General features: G+C 57.0%; 13 protein-coding genes. 5 read left to right on the top strand and 8 right to left on the bottom strand.

Features of this window, described 5'->3' with window-relative positions:
• Window positions 1-59: 59 nt before the first annotated feature.
• The 5 genes from Poly51_RS13805 to Poly51_RS13785 all read right to left on the bottom strand — a co-directional run bounded on the left by Poly51_RS13805 (window position 60) and on the right by Poly51_RS13785 (window position 9172).
• Window positions 60-2819: a Calx-beta domain-containing protein gene (locus Poly51_RS13805; protein WP_146458344.1), complete on the bottom strand. Its 2760-nt coding sequence runs from the start codon at window positions 2817-2819 to the stop codon at window positions 60-62.
• 376 nt (window positions 2820-3195) lie between these two features.
• Window positions 3196-6972, bottom strand: coding sequence for a hydantoinase B/oxoprolinase family protein (locus Poly51_RS13800; RefSeq protein ID WP_146458343.1), 3777 nt, complete (start codon window positions 6970-6972; stop codon window positions 3196-3198).
• A 4-nt stretch (window positions 6973-6976) separates the two neighbouring features.
• Window positions 6977-8323: a Trk system potassium transporter TrkA gene (trkA, locus tag Poly51_RS13795; protein ID WP_146458342.1), complete on the bottom strand. Its 1347-nt coding sequence runs from the start codon at window positions 8321-8323 to the stop codon at window positions 6977-6979.
• Between the two features lie 4 nt (window positions 8324-8327).
• The gene (locus Poly51_RS13790) at window positions 8328-8519 is read right to left on the bottom strand and encodes a hypothetical protein (RefSeq protein WP_146458341.1); all 192 of its coding nucleotides are present in this window, start codon (window positions 8517-8519) and stop codon (window positions 8328-8330) included.
• Window positions 8520-8569: 50 nt separating this feature from the next.
• Window positions 8570-9172, bottom strand: a complete 603-nt coding sequence (locus Poly51_RS13785) for a DUF6677 family protein (RefSeq protein WP_246114486.1) — start codon at window positions 9170-9172, stop codon at window positions 8570-8572.
• A gap of 218 nt (window positions 9173-9390) precedes the next feature.
• On the opposite strand from Poly51_RS13785, the gene Poly51_RS13780 reads away from it, so the two are divergent.
• Together Poly51_RS13780 and Poly51_RS13775 are read left to right on the top strand one after the other, a co-directional pair.
• The gene (locus tag Poly51_RS13780; RefSeq protein WP_146458340.1) at window positions 9391-9990 is read left to right on the top strand and encodes a hypothetical protein; all 600 of its coding nucleotides are present in this window, start codon (window positions 9391-9393) and stop codon (window positions 9988-9990) included.
• A gap of 457 nt (window positions 9991-10447) precedes the next feature.
• The gene (locus tag Poly51_RS13775; RefSeq protein WP_246114485.1) at window positions 10448-11161 is read left to right on the top strand and encodes a hypothetical protein; all 714 of its coding nucleotides are present in this window, start codon (window positions 10448-10450) and stop codon (window positions 11159-11161) included.
• Between the two features lie 114 nt (window positions 11162-11275).
• On the opposite strand, the gene Poly51_RS13770 is transcribed toward Poly51_RS13775, so the two are convergent.
• A complete protein-coding gene (locus Poly51_RS13770) occupies window positions 11276-12556 on the bottom strand; it encodes a hypothetical protein (RefSeq protein ID WP_146458339.1) in 1281 nt (426 codons plus the stop codon).
• Between the two features lie 83 nt (window positions 12557-12639).
• Here Poly51_RS13770 and Poly51_RS13765 point away from each other — a divergent pair, with 83 nt between their 5' ends.
• The 3 genes from Poly51_RS13765 to Poly51_RS13755 are packed head-to-tail and all read left to right on the top strand — an operon-like array spanning window position 12640 to window position 15787.
• Window positions 12640-13524: a WecB/TagA/CpsF family glycosyltransferase gene (locus Poly51_RS13765; protein WP_246114484.1), complete on the top strand. Its 885-nt coding sequence runs from the start codon at window positions 12640-12642 to the stop codon at window positions 13522-13524.
• A gap of 30 nt (window positions 13525-13554) precedes the next feature.
• On the top strand, window positions 13555-14166 hold the full coding sequence (locus Poly51_RS13760; protein ID WP_222435852.1) for a LemA family protein: 612 nt from the start codon (window positions 13555-13557) through the stop codon (window positions 14164-14166).
• 40 nt (window positions 14167-14206) lie between these two features.
• Window positions 14207-15787, top strand: a complete 1581-nt coding sequence (locus tag Poly51_RS13755) for a M48 family metalloprotease (RefSeq protein WP_146458337.1) — start codon at window positions 14207-14209, stop codon at window positions 15785-15787.
• 48 nt (window positions 15788-15835) lie between these two features.
• Here Poly51_RS13755 and Poly51_RS13750 read toward each other — a convergent pair whose 3' ends face one another.
• Together Poly51_RS13750 and Poly51_RS13745 are read right to left on the bottom strand one after the other, a co-directional pair.
• Window positions 15836-17005 (bottom strand): glycosyltransferase family protein, encoded by a 1170-nt coding sequence (locus tag Poly51_RS13750; RefSeq protein WP_146458336.1) that lies wholly within the window; start codon window positions 17003-17005, stop codon window positions 15836-15838.
• The gene (locus Poly51_RS13745) at window positions 16975-18180 is read right to left on the bottom strand and encodes a hypothetical protein (RefSeq protein ID WP_222435851.1); all 1206 of its coding nucleotides are present in this window, start codon (window positions 18178-18180) and stop codon (window positions 16975-16977) included. Before Poly51_RS13745 ends, Poly51_RS13750 begins: the two co-directional genes overlap by 31 nt.
• Window positions 18181-18674: the final 494 nt, after the last annotated feature.

Raw genomic sequence — 18674 nt, 5'->3', positions numbered from 1 at the left:
GGGAGCTTTTCTTCGAAATTAGTCGTAATTCCTGCGGCCATGCGATTTCTGGACAGACACTAGCTAGTGTCGGCTGAATTGAAATCGGCGGGCTTGACCGTCGTCTGTTTGACGACCGCAACGCGACCGCTGCTGGTCAAGGTCACGGGTCGGTCCGCGGGATCGGTGGACGTGGTCGTGTAGTGCGGCTTGACGGAAATTTGGTATCCGAACACACCGCTGTCCCGCACATCGGTCGACTTGTCGATGATCGGAACGGTCAACTCGAATCGACCGTTCTTCCGGTCGACCGTGGCAACAGGGAACTGATACGTTCGGACGACGGGAGTGCTGGCCTCGTTGACGTAATGATCTGCCAGCGTGACTTCGACATCAAAGCGATCGATCGCACGGATCGTGGCGACGGGAAGATTCAATTCCGAAGCCGGACGATCGATCACCACTTTGGCAAGCGATTTGTTGTCGACCAAGTCGCCTGAATAGATCAGCCCGCCAAGCGGGATCGATAATTCGTCAAACGCATCGGACAGCGGCAACGTTTGCGCGACCTTCGCATTTCCGGTCGTCAAATCGACCGAGGTGTTCCCCGACGTGAAGCCTTGGGCACGATCGGTGCCGGACGCAAAGGTCGTGGACGAGACTCGCCATTCATTGAACCGTTGCCGCCACGCAGCATTGCCGGCAATTTCAGCAGGCGTCGAACTGGACGTCTCGTTAAGGTCAGGACGCTGGGTTGGCTTCAGGTAGGTGATGCCTTCAAGGATATCGTAGGTGGGGAAAGCGTCATCGAAATCGCGAAGAGGAATTTCTAGCTCGGGCCCTGTCGAGACGAAAGGATGATCGCTGATGTAGAGCGTGACTGTCGCCTGATCGAACTGTTGTGAAGACCCAAAAACGTCTCCCTTGATGTCAATCAGTGCCTTCGAAGACTCAGACTGAACGTCGATGCCAATGTTGTCACTTCCGAATCCGGCAAACGCACCTTGCACGATGACTTTGTCGCCATCGGGATCGATAAACCACTGGGACACATCAATGCTGAGTAGGTCATTGAGTTGTGCGAAGACGGGACGTGTCGTCAAAACGCCAAAGTCGTAGCTGAAGAGCCCGTCTGCGATCCCGACGGGCTGGGTATTGGTCAGCCGGGGCGTTGCCTTTCGCTCGGCCAGCCGTTGGTAGGTCGTTGCCGACGTTGGCGGATTGGTGGCGACCGCGGCGCCGCTAGATCCGATTGCCGCGAGCAATACCAATGTTTGCTGTGGACGTTCTAAACGTGAAATGCCTGTCAACGCGAAGTCGTCATTGAAACTAAAGTATCGGTCGGCGTATAGCGTCTCGTTGGGCGTGTACTTCAGGACGCCATCAAGACCTGCGGTATAACTGCCGTAGGTATAACCGCCTTGGACATCGTCTAGGGTCTGTCCCGGGGAGAGCGGATTACCGTCCGGTTTCAGCAGTGTCGTATACAGTGTTTCGCCATCGGCCGAAACACTTGCGGGCCGTAAATCAAACGTGATGCCGTAACGATGGGATCCGGCATCGCGGTAGTCGTCGCTAACCGTTTCTGGCAATTCGGGAATCGTGATGTTGACGGTTCCGGAAACCTGCAATCCCAGCGGATCGGTTGCCGTGAAGGAGAGGGCGCCCGTTGTGCCACCGGTGGGAAGCGGCACCAAATCGCGCAAGTACAAATCGCCCGTGGCGGGATCGACGGAAATCAATCCGGACGCAAGCGAGCTGGATCCGGTGCTGATCGCATAGGTCAGCGAGTCGCCATCCGGATCATACGCGGGAATGCGTCCGAGGTAGCTTCCCAGCGAGATCGGCCCCGGCTGGGACAGTGACTGACCGGGAAAAAAATCTGGGGGTTGATTGCCGGTCGGCGCTTCGACAATTGTGATCTCTGAACTACGACCCGTCGGAGAAAGCCCGACCGTCGTTCCCCCCGGGGCGATCGAGATCAACGTGATGGCAACCGTTTCGGGTGCCTCGATCTGGGAGTCTGGCAACACCGTTACGTCGATCGAAACGGATGTTTGTCCGGCCAAGATGGTCGCTGTACCGCTAAGCGAAACGTAGTCGGTCCCGCCTATGGCGTCGCCGCCCACCGTGTATTGGATCACCGTATCCGAGGCCCGTGGCGAGCTCATGCTGACTAGGAAGGCTGCCTGGCTGTCCGGTTCGGCAACTTCGCCACTGAAACGCTGAACATCCACAATTGCCGCGGGGCGAAGCTGTGTTGGTATGGGAGCAAAGACTGACGAAATCAACCCGTTTTTGTCCGTCGAATCGAAGACGCCATCACGATCGAGATCCATGTCTTCGCGGTAGGGCGGCGGAGGCTCACCGAAGTACGGAACAAAAACAATAAGGTCCGAATTGTTGTTGAGGCCGTCACCGGTCAATTCGCCAAACCAGCGGTGCGACTGATCGAATCTATAGCCACCGAAAACATAGTCGTCGCCAGCGACTCCGTCGTTGTTTCCATCGAGTGGTGTTCCCGCGAGCGACGAAACTGCATCCGAATGAAGACGAAGCTGGTACACGCCATTGGCGAGCGTGCTTGGGGCAACGGGAACTTGCCCATCGATCACCGAATTGCCGGGAAGAAATCCGAGTGTTAGACGTGACTTGCCATCAACAATCGAATTCGAAATCGACGTGCCAACGATAGTTCCCGTCGTCGTGTTGAGGAGAGTGATAGGCGAGCCGTGAGTCGAATCGAGCAAAACAGGTTGATCGAGACGAAATTCTATCTTGGTGAGACTCGACCGAGTCGCGGCGCCGTCATTGATAATCGTCTGTTCAACGATCGGCATATCGCCGGCAAGTAATTGTCGAGATTCAAGATTTTGGAAGGCTAACGATCTCGAAAGTCGATATCGTTTTCTTGACGACTGACTCTTTCCTTGCCCATACGATGCCCCTAAGCGATGAAGAAGTTTTGTTGAACGGTGCCCTGTTCAATCGGTGGAATGTTGACGCATTGAAAAACCAAAAGCAAGGACAATTTTTTCAGCATACCGAAAATTTTACAGTTCGATGCTGTTTCGTATTGGGCGGGCCGTTGTTCGAGCATCAGGCAGAATGGTTTTGCACTGATGCCTCGTGTTGATTGGACCAAGCATGGCGAAATCGATTCAACATCGTGCGGACATCGTTGGGTCTTTCCTGTTTGCCGTGGCCAACCCAGTGTCATCCGAATCCGCCGCCGCCCGGCGTTTCGATGATCAGTCGATCGCCCGTCTGAACATTTACCGTTGCCGTAGGGGGCAGTTCGGTGGTTGCGTCCCTAGTAACGAGCGTATTCCGCCCGGACATTCCCGGTTCACCACCAGCGATGCCATAGGGACACGTGGTCCGACGGCCGGTCAACAGACTAAGCGTCAGCGGTTTCAGGAACTCGAATTCTCGGATGATCCCGTCTCCTCCGCGACGGCGCCCCCCTCCGCCACTGCCACGTCGAATTTCGAATCGCCGGATGCGAATCGGCAATCGTGACTCGGCGACTTCCGGATCGGTGATTCTTGTATTGGTCATGTGCGTATGAACAGCATCGGCGCCGTCGGCGTCCGCCGTCGCCCCGCTGCCACCACCGATCGTCTCGTAGTAGCCAAACGTTTTATCGCCGAAGATGACATTGTTCATGGTGCCCTGTGACGCAGCAACGCCCCCGATGGCGCCGAACAACACATCAACGATCCGCTGACTCGTTTCCACATTGCCCGCAACCACGGCCGCGCATTTCGTGACATCCGGATCAGCCGGTGGATCCAGCAACCCAGGGTCGATTTGCAGATCGACATCCCGTAGCACACCCTCGCACAATGGCAAGTTGGACTGTGACACGCATCGCAGCACATACAACACCGCCGCCGTTACGATCGCGGGCGTGGCGTTGAATCCGAATCGATGCACCGGATCGGTGACGAAGTGAATCGACAATCGGGCGGATCGCCTTTGGATCGTTACCGCGATCGAGGTACCGTCATCAAGCGTGTCCGCAAACTCCATCGGATGACTCGAAAGACCGGCGATCCAGCGGGCCATGGAATCGCCAGCCAAGTCCAAGATCGCACCCATCAAGTCCGTCACCACCGCCGGTGAATACGTCGCAGCTAAATCGCGAAGTGCCCCCGCGCCGTGCGAGCCCGCCGCTTGAGCGGCCGCAATGTCGGCTAAGTTTTCATCGACGCTGCGCGACGGGTACCGCCCCGACGAAAGCAAACTGCGCAGTTCGTCGACGCACGAGACTCCATTGCGAACAAGCGCGAAGTCACGTATCAGGACCCCCTCTTCGGCCAACGAAGTGGCATCGGGCGGCATCGACCCAGGCGTCCGCCCACCGATTTCGGCGTGATGGGCACGCGACGCCACAAAGAAATCAGGCTTGGCGTCACGAGCCGAAGCGTCACAGAAAACGGGTGTCACCAACGTCACATCCGGCAAGTGCGATCCGCCGGCGAACGGATCATTGCTGACGTACGCTTCGCCCGGCGACATGACCGGAAACACATTCATCAGATGGCGTACCGTGTGCCCCATCGCACCCAAATGCACCGGAACGTGCGGCGCGTTGGCGATCAGCGAACCGTCGCCTCGAAAAACCGCACAGCTATAGTCACGTCGTTCCTTCACGTTGACACTGATCGACGTCCGCCGCAGTACTTCCCCCATCGCATCGGCAATGCCTTGCAACCGCCGCGCGATAACTTCCACCAGCACGGGATCCGAAGCGTCCATCGACTTTGCCGGCGAGGACGGCGCCGACGCCAGCGACAACTCGATCACGCCAGCTGCCAAAACGTTCGCACGCCAGCCCGGTTCGACCAACAACGTCGAATGATCGGCAACGATCATCGCGGGTGCATCCACCGAATCGCCCGTTTCCAAACCGGCCCGATCGATCAACATCGCTTGGATTTCTTTACCGTCGTGCCAAAGTGTTGTTTTGGTCGTCGGACGCGAAGGCGTGGATATGGTCGAAGTGGCCAGATCAACGTTGTGACTGATCGTCGATTCACATCGGAGGGCGACCCATTCGATCGAGCGATCCGATTGGTGGTAGCCAAAAATGGACTGGTGCGCGGCGTGAAACCGTTGTTCAAGGGATTCGATTGGCGACAACGACACGGTCAGAGATGCGTCGGTGCCGCGATATCGAAGATCGCATTCAAAGCGATGATCCAAGGCATTCGATTCCGTCGATTCCCCCGACAACATCGTGGTCGTTTCCGACTGCAATTCGTCGATCATCGCTTGCACTTCGGGCGAATCGACCTCGCAGAGGGGACGATAGACACCGCGAGTCACCACACGTCCGATGTCGGCCAATCCCATACCCAAGGCACTCAACATTCCAGCATCGGGATGATCCAGAATACGTTTCATGCCCAACGCCGTCGCCACGCGGCACAGATGCTGCCCCGAAGCGCCCCCGAAACCGACCAGCGTCATCTCTCGCACGTCGACGCCCTGGGACGTGCTAACCGTGCGAACGGCTTCGGCCATGTGCGTGACGGCGATCTGCAAGAAACCGTCGGCCAGTTCTTCATTACACGTTAATGCACCAGATCCCATTTCGGCGGCGATCGCTTCGATTCGCCTTTGTGCAGCAGCACGGTCCAGCACGAACGGGAACCGGTCTACTGGGATTCGACCCAGCAACAGGTTCACATCCGTCACCGTCAGCGGTCCACCGCGACCGTAACAGGCTGGTCCCGGGTCGGCGCCCGCGCTGGCGGGGCCGACGATCAAACGCCCACCTTGGAAGTTACAAACGGAACCGCCACCCGCCGCGACCGTTTCGATATCCATCATCGGCGTCATCACACGAACACCTGCGACGATAGATTCTTGGCGTCTTCCAACGATTCCTTCAAAGCGACTGACGTCGGTGCTGGTCCCGCCCATGTCGAGTCCGATCGCCCGGTCAGCGCCGTACTGTCTGGCGACGTGAGCGAGCGCGACGACGCCACCGGCCGGTCCTGATAAGATGCTGTCGCGACCGCGAAACGCATCGGGCGAAACGAGATTGCCGTTGCTGGTCATCAAACGAAATCGGCACGTCGCTTCGCCGCCGAACTGGTTCCACACCTTCGCCGCGTAGCCCGCCAAAATCGGGCTAAGGTAGGCATCCAAGGTTGTCGTTTCGGCGCGAGAAACCAACTTGATCAGCGGCGCCACCTCACTGGACCGGCTGACGTGAACGAAACCGATCTCGCGAGCCAATTCCTCGGCGCTTCGTTCATGGACGTCACTGACATGAGCGTGCATCAACGCGATCGCAATCGACTGGACACCTTGATCGTAGAGTCGTTGCAAATCCAAGCGAAGTCCGTCCGTGTCCATCGCCGTAAGCACGTTGCCGTCGCAATCAAGACGTTCGACGACTTCGACCACCGTTTCGGTCAACGGCGTCGGTTTGACGATCGACAATGCGAAAAGGTCGGGTCGATCTTGTTGTCCGATTCGTAGCACATCACCGAAGCCAGCCGTCACCAACAACGCCGTGTTGGCGCCGCGGCGTGTCAGCAGTGCGTTGGTGCCTCGCGTCGTCCCCAGCCGAACATCAAGTTTCGGCAATGGCATTCGCAACGGCACGCCGAGCAGAATCCGGGCGGCCAGCACCGGTGCCTCCAGTCTCGCGTCGACTAGGATCGAAGACTCGGGTGCAACATTCTGGCCGTGAATCGAAAGCGTGATCAAGCGACTGGATTGGCGGACAATCTTACCCAGCGGAGTCAGCGTTCCATCGCCATTGACCACCGATACGTCCGCATCGATCCAGAAACCATCCGTATCCAACGCTGGGATTGCGTCCAACGTGATCGATCCGTCCGCAGTGACCTCGACGACTCGCGCGTAGACGGCACCGGAGCTTAGCACTTTGGTGGCTTGGCGACGGTCGCCATCGACGACGAAGCAATCGGTGAACGTTCCGCCGACATCGGCCCATACGGCAATCGTCATGGCATCACGCCGGATTAAAGAGCTTCAAACTATCTTCAGTCGCGGACTGATCGATCAACGCGACAACGACGTCACCCACCTTCAACTGATCCGAAGCGGTTGGAACGCGAACGAAGCCATCGCGATGAATGGCCGCGATCAAGCACTTCCCGGCCAACGGCAATTCGGCCAAGCTAGCTTGGGTGACCGGTGATCCCTCCGTCACTTCCAATTCGAACACGCCGATCGTGCCATTGGGCAAACGCGTTTGGCTGATGATGGCACCTTCGTTCAGAAAGCCCAAAATTTGCCTCGCCGCAACGTCGCGTTCAGACACCGCGCGGTCGATGCCTAGCTTACCAACAACGTTGGCATAATCCGGACGACCGACGACACACATGACTCGCGCTGCACCCAGTTCGCGGGCCTCGACGCCGGCCATGATGTTACTTTCGTCGCTGCCGGTGCAGGCGACGAAGTAGTCAACTTTTCCAGCGCCCTCGTCTTCCAGGATGCTACGGCGGTTCGCGTTGGCGTGAACGAGCGTCACGTTGGGTAGAATCTTTGCCAAGTGATCGCATCGATCGACATCGCGTTCGAGCATAACAATTCGATAGTCACGTCGGCTGAGTGATTCGGCTAAGTGATATCCTGTTTCGCCACCGCCGGCGATCATGACGCGTTGTTTCGCTTTGTCGTCGATGTTGGTGACGAAGATGCTGCGCGTCTTGGCGACCGTGTCGGGAGTCCCAATCAAACTGACCCTGTCACCGCCGTGCAATTCGTCTTCGCCGCTAGCGATCCACATCCGACCTTGCCGTGAGATCGAACCGATGCGGATCGACGCGGGCAGTTTTAAGTCGCGAAGTTTGTGATCGACGGCGCTGCTTTTGGCGTTCACTTCAAGCTCGTAAACTTCCAATTGTCCACGAGCAAAGTGTTCCAGCGGGATCGCATCGGGATTCCGAATCGCGCGTGCGAGTTCGAACGCCGAGAGTTGTTCCAGGCTAAGCAGGCTGTCGATGTTGAAGTGACGTTGATAGTCAAACGTTGACAGGTCGCGAAACGCCGGCGCGTACACGCGAGCGATGCTTCGCCGCGCACCAAGCGCCTTGGCCATGCTGGCCGCGACGATATTAACTTCATCATCACCAGTAACGGCCAATACCATATCGGCGGCGCATACATCGGCTTGGAACAACACGGTGCTGCGAGACGCGCTGCCTTCGATCGCCCGCACGTCCAATTCGCTGTTGATGCGGCGAACATTTTCGGGATTGTGGTCGACGACGGTAACGCTGTGTCGGCGACGACAAAGCATGTCGGCAACCCAACGACCGACCGTACCAGCGCCAAGAGTCAGTACTCGCATCGGATTAGGCCATCCAATCCAAAACGCAAATCACGGCAAAGATGATTGCCATAAATCCGGTGATCCAGCGACCGGTTTGCCACGCGTGTCGCAGAACCAACGACGTGTCCTCATGACGTGTACCGCCGAAGACCAACGAAATCGCGATGATCAGTGGAACGTAGTACAGCAGATAAGATGGAGCGATCGAGAGCATGGTGAGAGAGTCCGTGGTGGGGATGAAGTCCAAGTCGCACTGCGCGAGTGCTAGGCCTGGGCCGGCGAAGTTTCGGAGGCTGTGGTTGATTCCGCCTCGCCGTCTTTCTTGCGACCACTGATCGGGATCGCCAACGGTCCCCCATAAGCATCGTAGATCACCAATATGTTTAGCAATCCCGCGATCACCGTGTACCAGGTGCCCAATTCATAGCCCGCGCCGCGCCGCGCGTACCACGCCGACACCTCATCCGCTTCGCTTTCCAACACCGGTCGAAACGGTGGTGCCATGAAACCTCCCCAAAGTGGTTCGTAGGCCGGTGACGTGCGTCCATTGGCAGTGGCTTTCCGCATCCGGTCGCCTTGGATCATCGCCGGCAATGCGACCGCGCCGACGCCCGCCTGCAGAAAATAGTGCCAACGTTTGTCACCGGGCTGCCACGACGCGTAAACAACGTGGCCGCCGCCGAGAGCGAATCCCAAAATCCACGCCGACATGATGCAGACGAAAAATAAACATCCCTTGGTCGTTCGTCCTTGGTAAACGTGTCCCGCGCCGGGGATCAGCCAAGCCAGAAGAGCAGCCAGCGGTCGGTTTCTGAGATTTACCTCTTTGCCGTCGACTTCGATTGTGTTTTTTTCGTCCGCGGCCATCAGGGTTCTTTGCGTTAGCTATTGGATTCGGGGTAAGCGTGCGAGGCCCATTGTGGGTTAAAGCGATTCAGGGCGGTAGGTGAATGCCTCGGTCATTCTTCGGCTACCAACCCAGAATCTTGGATCGCTTGTCTTGACCCCGCCGGATTTGATTTCCTACAGGAAGTGCTTACCGACACACACACTGTCCAACCCCACATCCCTATACGGCTCCTTCCATGGCACGATTCGAATTCTGCAAAGCCTGGCCGAAACTCCTTCTGGCAACCCTGGTATCGCCTCTGTTTTTGACGTCGATCGGTTGCGGCTCGAAAACGGATGCCGTCGCAGATGCGTCCACCACGGGCGGTTCCGTCGCATCGGTGACCACCGTTGACGGTGAATCGGTTCCCGGCCCGACCGATGTTGTCAGCCAGTTTCTGGATCTAGTCCGACGCGGCGGCGCGGATTCCGGTGCCGGATCGTTGCTGACCCAGCAAGCCCAGTCAGAACTACGGCGAATCGGCCGCAACGTCCAGCCGATTGGATCTCCCAACGCCAAATTCACCGTAACGCGAGCCGAAATGATTCCTGATGAGCCGGGATCTGCTCTCGTTCACTCGATTTGGGGCGAACCGACCACAGACGGCTCAAAAGTCGAGTATCAAGTCGTATGGGCGCTACAACGCGAATCCGTCGGATGGCGAATTTCCGGTTTGGCCATGGAGATTGATCCGAACCAAAACCCGCTGATCATCGACTTCGAAAACGGACAACGTCTGGCGCAATTGCTCGACGATACGGCCCCACCGGCCGCCAACGATACGATCGCTCGGTAGGCCCCGATCGCCCGGCCGGGCACCCGGCTGACCCATGATTTCCAGCGAAAACTGGCATTCATGGCGGTTTTCTGTCTCCCCATCTCGTTCGCCTCTGCCAGCCACCCCAACGGGTGGCTATCCGACGTTGCGCTCGCCCAAACGTTGGAATTCGCGGCAAAACGGAGCTCAACTCGGGCCCGTCGTGCCCCGAACCATGCCGCAAAACCTTCCATTACCGGCCGCCCGCACTTTGATGACGGATTGACACTCGCCATCGTCCAGGTACTGTAACGACGAAATTACGCGAGCGGCAAAACTTACGCATCTTACGCAGTGTACGCTTTGTCGATGAAAGACCGAATGACGGTCGGCATGTTGCCGACGGTTCGGTTGGGGAGCCCAAGGATTTGGGAGCCTTCGAAATGATGTGCGAATTCGGATCGCACCAAGCACTCCGAAATCTTGGGAGAATTCTATGAATCGGACCGTGGTGAGCGGCATTGCCGCATTCGCACTTTTGATCAGTGCGTCCTTGAACATGAACGTGGCGCAAGCCGGTTGCAACCACGGTGGTGGATTGCTCGCAAAGCTTCACGCCAATAAGAACTGTGGCGGTGGCTGTGGATTGTTCTCACGCTTAAAAGCAAAACGATCCTCGGGTTGCTGCACTCCCGAACCAACTTGCTGCGAACCAGCTCCAGAACCTTGCTGTGCACCAGCACCGGTTGCCGAACCCTGTTGCGCACCGGCACCTGTTGCCGAACCGTGCTGTGGTGGCGTTGTCGAAATGGCTCCGGCCGTTGAAATGTCAGCACCTTGCTGTGGTGGCTCGGTCGAAATGGCTCCCATGATGATGGAAGCTCCTATGATGGAATCGGCACCGATGGCGACTGGCGCAGGTTGCGTCGGTTGTGGCGAAGCCGTTAGCGATCAAGGCATGACCGGCGAAGTGATGATGGACAGCAGCAGCCAAGGCTACGACTTGGCACCGGGCGAACAACTCGTCCCCGGTAGCGTCCAGACCGTTTCTGAAGGTGGCGCTGTCGAAGCTGCACCAACCGCAGAAGCCGCTCCTGCCCCTAAAGCTGCTCCCGCAGCCGAAGCACCGGCCAGCAGCAGCGACGCTGTCGAAGCAGTCGAAGAAGCCGCACCACCGGCACCGACACCTGATGCATCAACCGATGCATGATTTCGGTTGCGATCCGCTTCGGGTCGCATCGAACTTCTAGTCGAAATAAAGAACCTCGTCGATCATCCGATCGGCGAGGTTTTTTTTGATGCGTGGGGAAAAAATCCGTTCTCGCTAGATATCGAATTCTTCGATCACGTCGAGACGCCGTCGCCCGACGTCATTGAAATCCTCGACGTCATCAGGCTTCAGGAACAGATGTTCTTGCTCATCTTCGTCGCGGACATAGAACCACTTGGGCGTCGTCACGGCCGCGCGAGCACGCGACGATTGCGTGCGTATCTCTAAGCTCGGATCGGTCTTGACCCACGCCGCAGGCGATATCAGAGAACACGAACCGTCGGCCAATTGGCAAAGCAAGTCGACCATCGTCTGGTCCGATGTTGGGCCAGATATTCGAATCGGTCCGATGTCGCTAACGATCATAGGCACGCGAATTTCTGGACTGCGCAGTGGACCGCAATGATGGCCGATCCATCCGTTTTGTCCCAACGCGAATCCGTTCGTGCCGACGACAATCACTTGCGGATCCTCCACCCCAATCGATTGCAACAACACTTCGATCATCAAATCGATCAATCGCACCTGACATCCGTACGTGCGCATCCATGACGTGATCCAGTCCGGATCGACCGAATCGCCGATCGGCTGGCGCGGCACTGCAACGGTGTCGAAAATCGGTAACGTCGGTTCGTCGATGACTTCGTCGTTCGGCATTCCGATCAGTTCGACATCTTCGAACGCTTCACGCGAAGGCAGTTCGATTTCGTCGATCGGGAATAACGACCGTGGCGCGTCCCAGCGATTGGCTAAAAAATTGCTGTGCAACCACAACACGTTCCAAGGTTCCGCTTCCGAATCGCGTTCGATCGCTGCCGCAATGATCGATGCCAATTGGGTGCTTTCAATGTCATCCGCCGGTTCGTCGGTGTCACCAACGGGCAACTGTGGCAACGTGATCACGCGATCAAAGCAATCGGCATGGCGCCCGATTGATGGATCATCTGTGATCAAGTCAACGGCGCCACCGCTGCACTGTCCCCGATCGCGATAGCGTTGGGACCAGTGGTCGACTTGATCGGCGAACCACTTTTGCATCACGGCTGCGGATTCGTCATCGGTCGCGATCCAGCGATCCCAAACACAACCGCCGGTCGCGATGGTATCGATCGCCGGCGTTTGATTCCAAGACGAGCCGTAACAACCAACCGCTGCCGTCGCCAAGCCTTCAAAGGACAAAACGATCAACGGCTTGGCTGCATGATTCGATTGAGCGGGGCGAACGTCGGACACGATCGGCGAAACCCATGGGGGATGAAGGAAACGAACACCCGGCACAACCGACAAATTCGTCGCAGTCGGTCGCCAAGGCGACTTGCCATAGAAGCGTAGCACCTACGGACGGGTGCACCCAGTCTATGGGTGACCTAGCGTTCTTGGCACGGGTTCCCCTTTTTCCACCGACGATTCTCTCAATCATGTCCACGCCCATTGATGCTTCGCCCACTTCGATGCCCGGGAACAGCCCCGTCGTTGCACCGACGTTGCTTCCATCATTGCCCGCCGAGTCGCCACCGATTCGCCACACGCGTTCGGTCGTTTGGGGCGTGCCGTTCGATCACGTCACCTTGGACGAAGCCGTCGACAGTATCGAAGGCCTGGTGACGCACGGCCAACCGGCTTATGTCATCACGGCCAATTTGAACTACGCGATGCTGAACCATCGGCGCGACGAGATGAAGCCGATCACTCGCGAAGCCGATTTGATTCTGGCCGACGGACAACCCATCGTCTGGCGCAGCCGACTCAATGACGAACCGCTTCCCGAGCGCGTCGCCGGCAGCGAAATGATTTATCGGCTGGCCCAGCGCGCCGGTGAAAAAGGTTGGGGCATCTATTTCCTTGGCGGCGCACCGGGTGTCGCGGCGACCTGCGCCGAGCGACTCTCGACGATGTACCCGGGATTGCGAATCGCCGGTGTGGAATCACCTCCGTTTCGAAAATTAAGCGACGAAGAACAAGCCGCTCAAGACGCCCGAATCAAAGAATCCGGCGCCGCGATTTTGTTGGTCGCGTTTGGCCAGCCCAAGGGCGAGCAATGGATCCATGAAAACTATCGCCGACTCGGCGTCCCCGTCAGCATCCAGTTGGGCGCTTCGTTCGACTTCATTGCGGGAACTGCAAAACGAGCACCCGAAGCGTGGCAGCGGTTCGGCATGGAATGGGCCTATCGAATGCTAAGCGATCCCAAACGACTGGTTCCAAGATATGCGGCCAACGCTTCGTTTCTGTTCAGCGCGATCATCGAAGACTGGAAACAGACCGTGATTCGATGGGGCATGTGGACGCCCTCAACAAAGTAGCCTTACCCTCACTTCCCATTGGTTCGACTCATGTTAGTAATGCTTGTGCCCTTCGCAATCGTTGTCGCTTTGTTAACGCTGGCGGCGGTTCTGATCAGCCGCACTTACAACCGATTGGTTGCAGCCCAACAAGTCGCAGTCAACTCGTTTTCGCAAATCGAAGTGCAATTGAAGCGTCGATACGACTTGATCCCTTCCCTGGTCGAAGCCGTCCGTTCCTACATGGGTCACGAACGTGAAACCTTGGAAGCCGTGATCGCCGCACGCGGAAACGCATCGTCGAAGCTATCCGGCGTTAGCGGACAATTGAACGACCCGGCGACCGTTAGTTCATGGTCCGCATCGGAATCAGCCTTCGGTGGAGCGATCGGACGCTTGGCAATGTTGATCGAAGCCTATCCCGAATTAAAGGCCAACGAGACCATCGCCGGACTGACCGAAGAATTGACGAGCACCGAAAATCGGATAGCGTTCGCTCGTGGCCTGTACAACGATACGGTCACCACCTTCAACATCGATCGCCAAAGTTTCCCAACCGTCGTCTACGCTGCTGCAATCGGTTTTGGCGATGATTTGATGTTGTTGAATTTTGACGATCAACCCGAAATCCACAACGCGCTGAAAGTCGAATTGGTCGCATAGTTGCACGCCTTGACCTTCGCACCGATTGGGGCCTCCATCAATGTTTGACTTCCTCGCACGAAGGACGCGCGCACTTCGTGCCTCGGCTCGATGGTTCGCGCTCGTCATCTTGACTCAGACGTTCACGGCGGTGGCCACCGGCGTTGCAATTGGATACTTGTTGATGTTTCCCGTCGTGTTGGTGTTTGCCAACCAAGATCCGTCCGAATCGGCGGCAGACCGGGCATCGGCGGAAAAGACGTTTCTGCGCGCGTTTGATGAATCAATACCGATCGATGATCATTGCGTTGACCCGAAACGGGTTTTCTGGTTTACATCGCTGCTCGGTATCGCAACCACAGCCACGGGTCTGATTCTTGTCACAGCGGTCGAGCATCGATGCATCCGACGCGACGGTGGATGGGCAATTGGGTTAGCGATGGGAGGCCGCCGCGTTGATGCGATCGCAAATTCGAACGAACGACAGCTCAGCAATATCGTCGAAGAGGTCGCCATCGCATACGGGACCTCTGCCCCGGCCGTGTTTGTGTTGCCCGGCGAGCCAGGCATCAATGCCTTTGCGGCGGGGCTATCATCCGACGACAGTATCCTTTGCATTACAGGCGGTGCGATCGACCACCTGGACCGCGATGAATTGCAATCGATTGTCGCGCACGAAATCAGCCACCTCGTTCACGGCGACACGTTGCTGGGCACCCGGTTGACGTCGGTTCTGTTGGGCATTCAAAGCATTCGCGTGTTGGCCGAATCGATCTTTCGATTGGGTCACCACTTGGCCGAGTGCGAAATGGAAGGGACCCTTCAAGGTTATCTGTACATGTTGGTCGGCGGCGTCCTTTGGCCCTTTGGTTTGTTCGGAACCGTCGCTGCAACGGTGCTGACCATGTCGCTGGGTCGATCACGCGAGTCCTTGGCGGATGCCGAAGCGGTCGCTCGCGTCCGGAACCCCATCCCGTTGGCTCGCGCGATGCGAAAGATCGCGGGACACGACCACCAGGGACAAATCCGACACCCGATGACGGCGCTGATTGCACCCATGTTGTTTGTCGAGCCTTCGCAAACCCATCGATGGTTTTCGACGCACCCGCCATTGGCCGATCGGATTCGGGCGATTGATCCGGCGGGGGATCACAGCCCCATTTTTGAACAACCCACCGGTCCGCCACCCACTCACAACGAGTCACCGCACACGGTCGCCTTGTTCAACATGATGTTTGTCGGTGCTGCGATCGCGCCAACAACGAACACACAACGAACGTCCATCGATCCTAAGTCGGCTCAAGCGGCGTCGATCGTCGTGTTGTCGGCGATCGCTTCGTGCGACGGGGAAACGCCGATGTCGGACTACGAGTTCATGCGAGGCTGGTCGCACCTGGGACTCGGGCACGCCAACCGATTGCCGGCTACCGACCTGGACGCTGACTTGATCCAAATGTCCATCGACGCACTGGCCGATGCAACGCCTCGCCAGAAACGAGAACTGATGACCGCCATTGCTCGCACCGTTTCCGCGGACGAAAATGTTTCACCCGCCGAAGCGGAACTCTTGTCGTCGATCCGAAGAAGCTGGTCCTGCGATACCGACGACTTCCAATTCACCGGCGAGTTGAAAGTACATTAGGCTTTCCGGACGGCAACAATCACGCGTCACCGTCAGACAAAAAACGGGTCACGAAGCCGGTGTACCATCGCCGAGCAACTTCAATCCGACCAGCAATTCTTGCATTCGTTTCTCGATCGTTCGTTCTTGGAAGAATCGCTTGAACGCGTCGAACGCGTTGTCGGTGATGCGACGAATTTCGTCGGGACGTTCCAGATAGTACTCGCACTTTTCCGTCAGGTCGGCGAGATCCCAACGAACCGGAATATAGGTTTCGCCAGGCACGTAGATATTGGGATCGGTCAACATGTGCGACGTGTCCGGCTTGATCAGTAGCGCACGGCAATCGACGATTCGAAAATCACGATCGGTGACCTCGCCCCAACCCCAAGGACTCAGCGCGATCCGCGATGACCGTAGTTGCCGATAAAATTCTTTGAGCGGTACTTTCGAGTCATCGCGATTCGATTCGATCTTGTACTTCTTTTCCAGCGGCTCGAGCGCGTTGAGACACTGCCTGCGATGCGCCGAATAAATGTTTTTCGGGTCGGCTCCCTTCATCGGCAACACCGACACGCGACAAAAGATATCGATCGACTTCTTTCGTTCCGCCATTCGTTTGGCCGAGTCGATGACCGGGTGACGGGCTCGCTTGCTGATTTCACCCCACGCCCCCAGATTCCAATAGACCTTCACTCGATCAGCGTATTCGGTCGGCAGCGGCGAACTGAAACTCCAATCCCCAACGTCCACATCGCAGTGCTTCGCAGCGATTTCTGCAAGCGGATTCCCGCCGGGCCAGTCGTTGGTGTTGTACAACGACATCGGATTGAGAATTTGTTTCTTCCAATAGACGTCGACAAAAGGAAGTACCGGAAAAAACGGTGTTGTCGTTTGATCGTACGTGTCCACATAGACGATCTTGGGACAATCCCCGCTGGATCGTAACGCTGCGAGCATGTCGACGCACGCCGATACTTCTTCTCGCCAATCGAACGTGATGAACAGCACCTGTGGTCGCTTTTCGCGGACCATCGCGATGGTCTCGGCGAAACCTGCCTGATTGGCGAACGACAGCGACAGTCCGAACTTCCGAAACGCTCGGACATTGTCATGCAAGCTGTCGGTCATCCACTGATAGATGCAGTCTTCGGTTGGTCCGACGACAAGCCCTTTGATTTTTGCCCGACGGGCGTGGCCCACATCGTTCAAGACTTCACCGAAGGATGCGAAGGCCACATCGATGCAACTCCGTTGGCCGCACCCAGGGATGCGTTTCGATGCTGGAAGATCGATGACGCGATTCCCGCTGCTTTGGACGGTTTCAATTCCACATCGTCCCAGGTCAAGATCTGCTTCGGTTCGACGGATCGTTTCAATCGGGCGCCGGCCAGGATGCCAATGGGCACATGGTCGGGGCACGAGGCGATGTCGACGGCTTCCCCTCGGAACAAAAACCCACCCGTCGCTCGAACAATGTGCTCGCCTTTGGGCATGGCGACTTTCGCGACCGCCGCGACGCTAAGCGTCGGTGAAACACTGTTGTTCAACAAGATCGGCCCACCGCTGAGCGTGCGGCGAATGGTCTTTACAACTTCGAAGGCACACAAGTGATAGTTTCGGATCAACGTGTAATAGGGACCGTCGCCTAACTTGTAATATCGCAGTGAATCTTGCTCGATGGCATCGTGTTTTGCGGTGATAAAAACGCCCGGCACTTGGGTCCGTGAAAGGATGTAATCGGCAATCGGCCGTCCACCCTTGTCAGCCAATGCACCCAGTTGGCTAGCCGCTTGATAGGTTTCGTCGCTCTCGATGCCAACCATACCTTGTTGGACGATCGTAGCGCCACTTGCATTGCCGATCAGCACTTGTTCGATTTGAAGCTTCGTTCCATCAGTAAAGGATGTGGTTTGCTCGTGTGCAATTCCTTGTCGCTTGGACCACATTTCCATTTCCTCGCGTTTGGGATAGTGGTTCATGAACCCCTTCATGTTTCCGTACACGAGCGGTTCGAATCCCATCTGTAACATGTCTTCGCGCAGCTTGGCCAGGCAACCCGGTTGATCCCCTTCGGCTTCGGTCAGATGGCCGCGACTGGCAAAGTACGACCCAGTGGTGACATGGAATTCGGCATTCATCGTCACCACGGGAAGGCCCGCGGAAAATGCCGCGTCGACGACTTCCGTTGCGTAGACGGGATCACCCGAGCACTCGAAAACCAGGTCACAATTGTCGATCAACTCCTCGATCGAATTTGTGAGCGGGTGTTGGGCGGACAAATCGGGGCTGAGTCTGATCGAGCGTCTTGTCAGCGTTTGCGAAATGGAGAGATCGGGATGATGGTTCTTCACCAGGCGGGATACGCCCCCGGCGATAAAACCCGTTCCGACCATTCCGATTCTTTTTGACATATTTCGCCAACTAGCTCCTGGCTGACTCGATGATGAAAAGCGAGTCTCCTAAGTTCCCATTCAATGGGACCACAAACACTGAATCACCCAATGCCTGATGGGCCTGTGATTGCCGATCGACTTTCGGGTGCACTTCCTAGCAATGGAAACCCGACTCCGAGCGTAGATCGCCGAGATCACAATTCAATGCTTTCCTAACATTCTAATTACGCCGCACCACCAGATGTTCAGGTTGTCGCGATTATGACGACGGCAACGGCAAGCAAAGCCGTTTCACTATCGCGGTTCCGTGAAAGAATGTCACTGAAAAAATGGTTCCCTGCCGAGAATTGCAGGACAAACTTCGCCGTTGGGGGGCAACAAATCCCTGACCAACGACGCCATCAAGGGGGCATCGGGGCAGGTTGGCGGCGATGGCGGCGCGGGATCTGAGAAGATTTCCACTACGATCCGCCGCAGCAAAGCGGCGGATCTGTGGGGGTGCCGTTCGATGC

The sequence above is a fragment of the Rubripirellula tenax genome (assembly GCF_007860125.1).
Lineage (GTDB): Bacteria > Planctomycetota > Planctomycetia > Pirellulales > Pirellulaceae > Rubripirellula > Rubripirellula tenax.
Note: the sequence above shows the minus strand (reverse complement) of the source record. Positions and strands in the feature narration are given on the sequence as shown.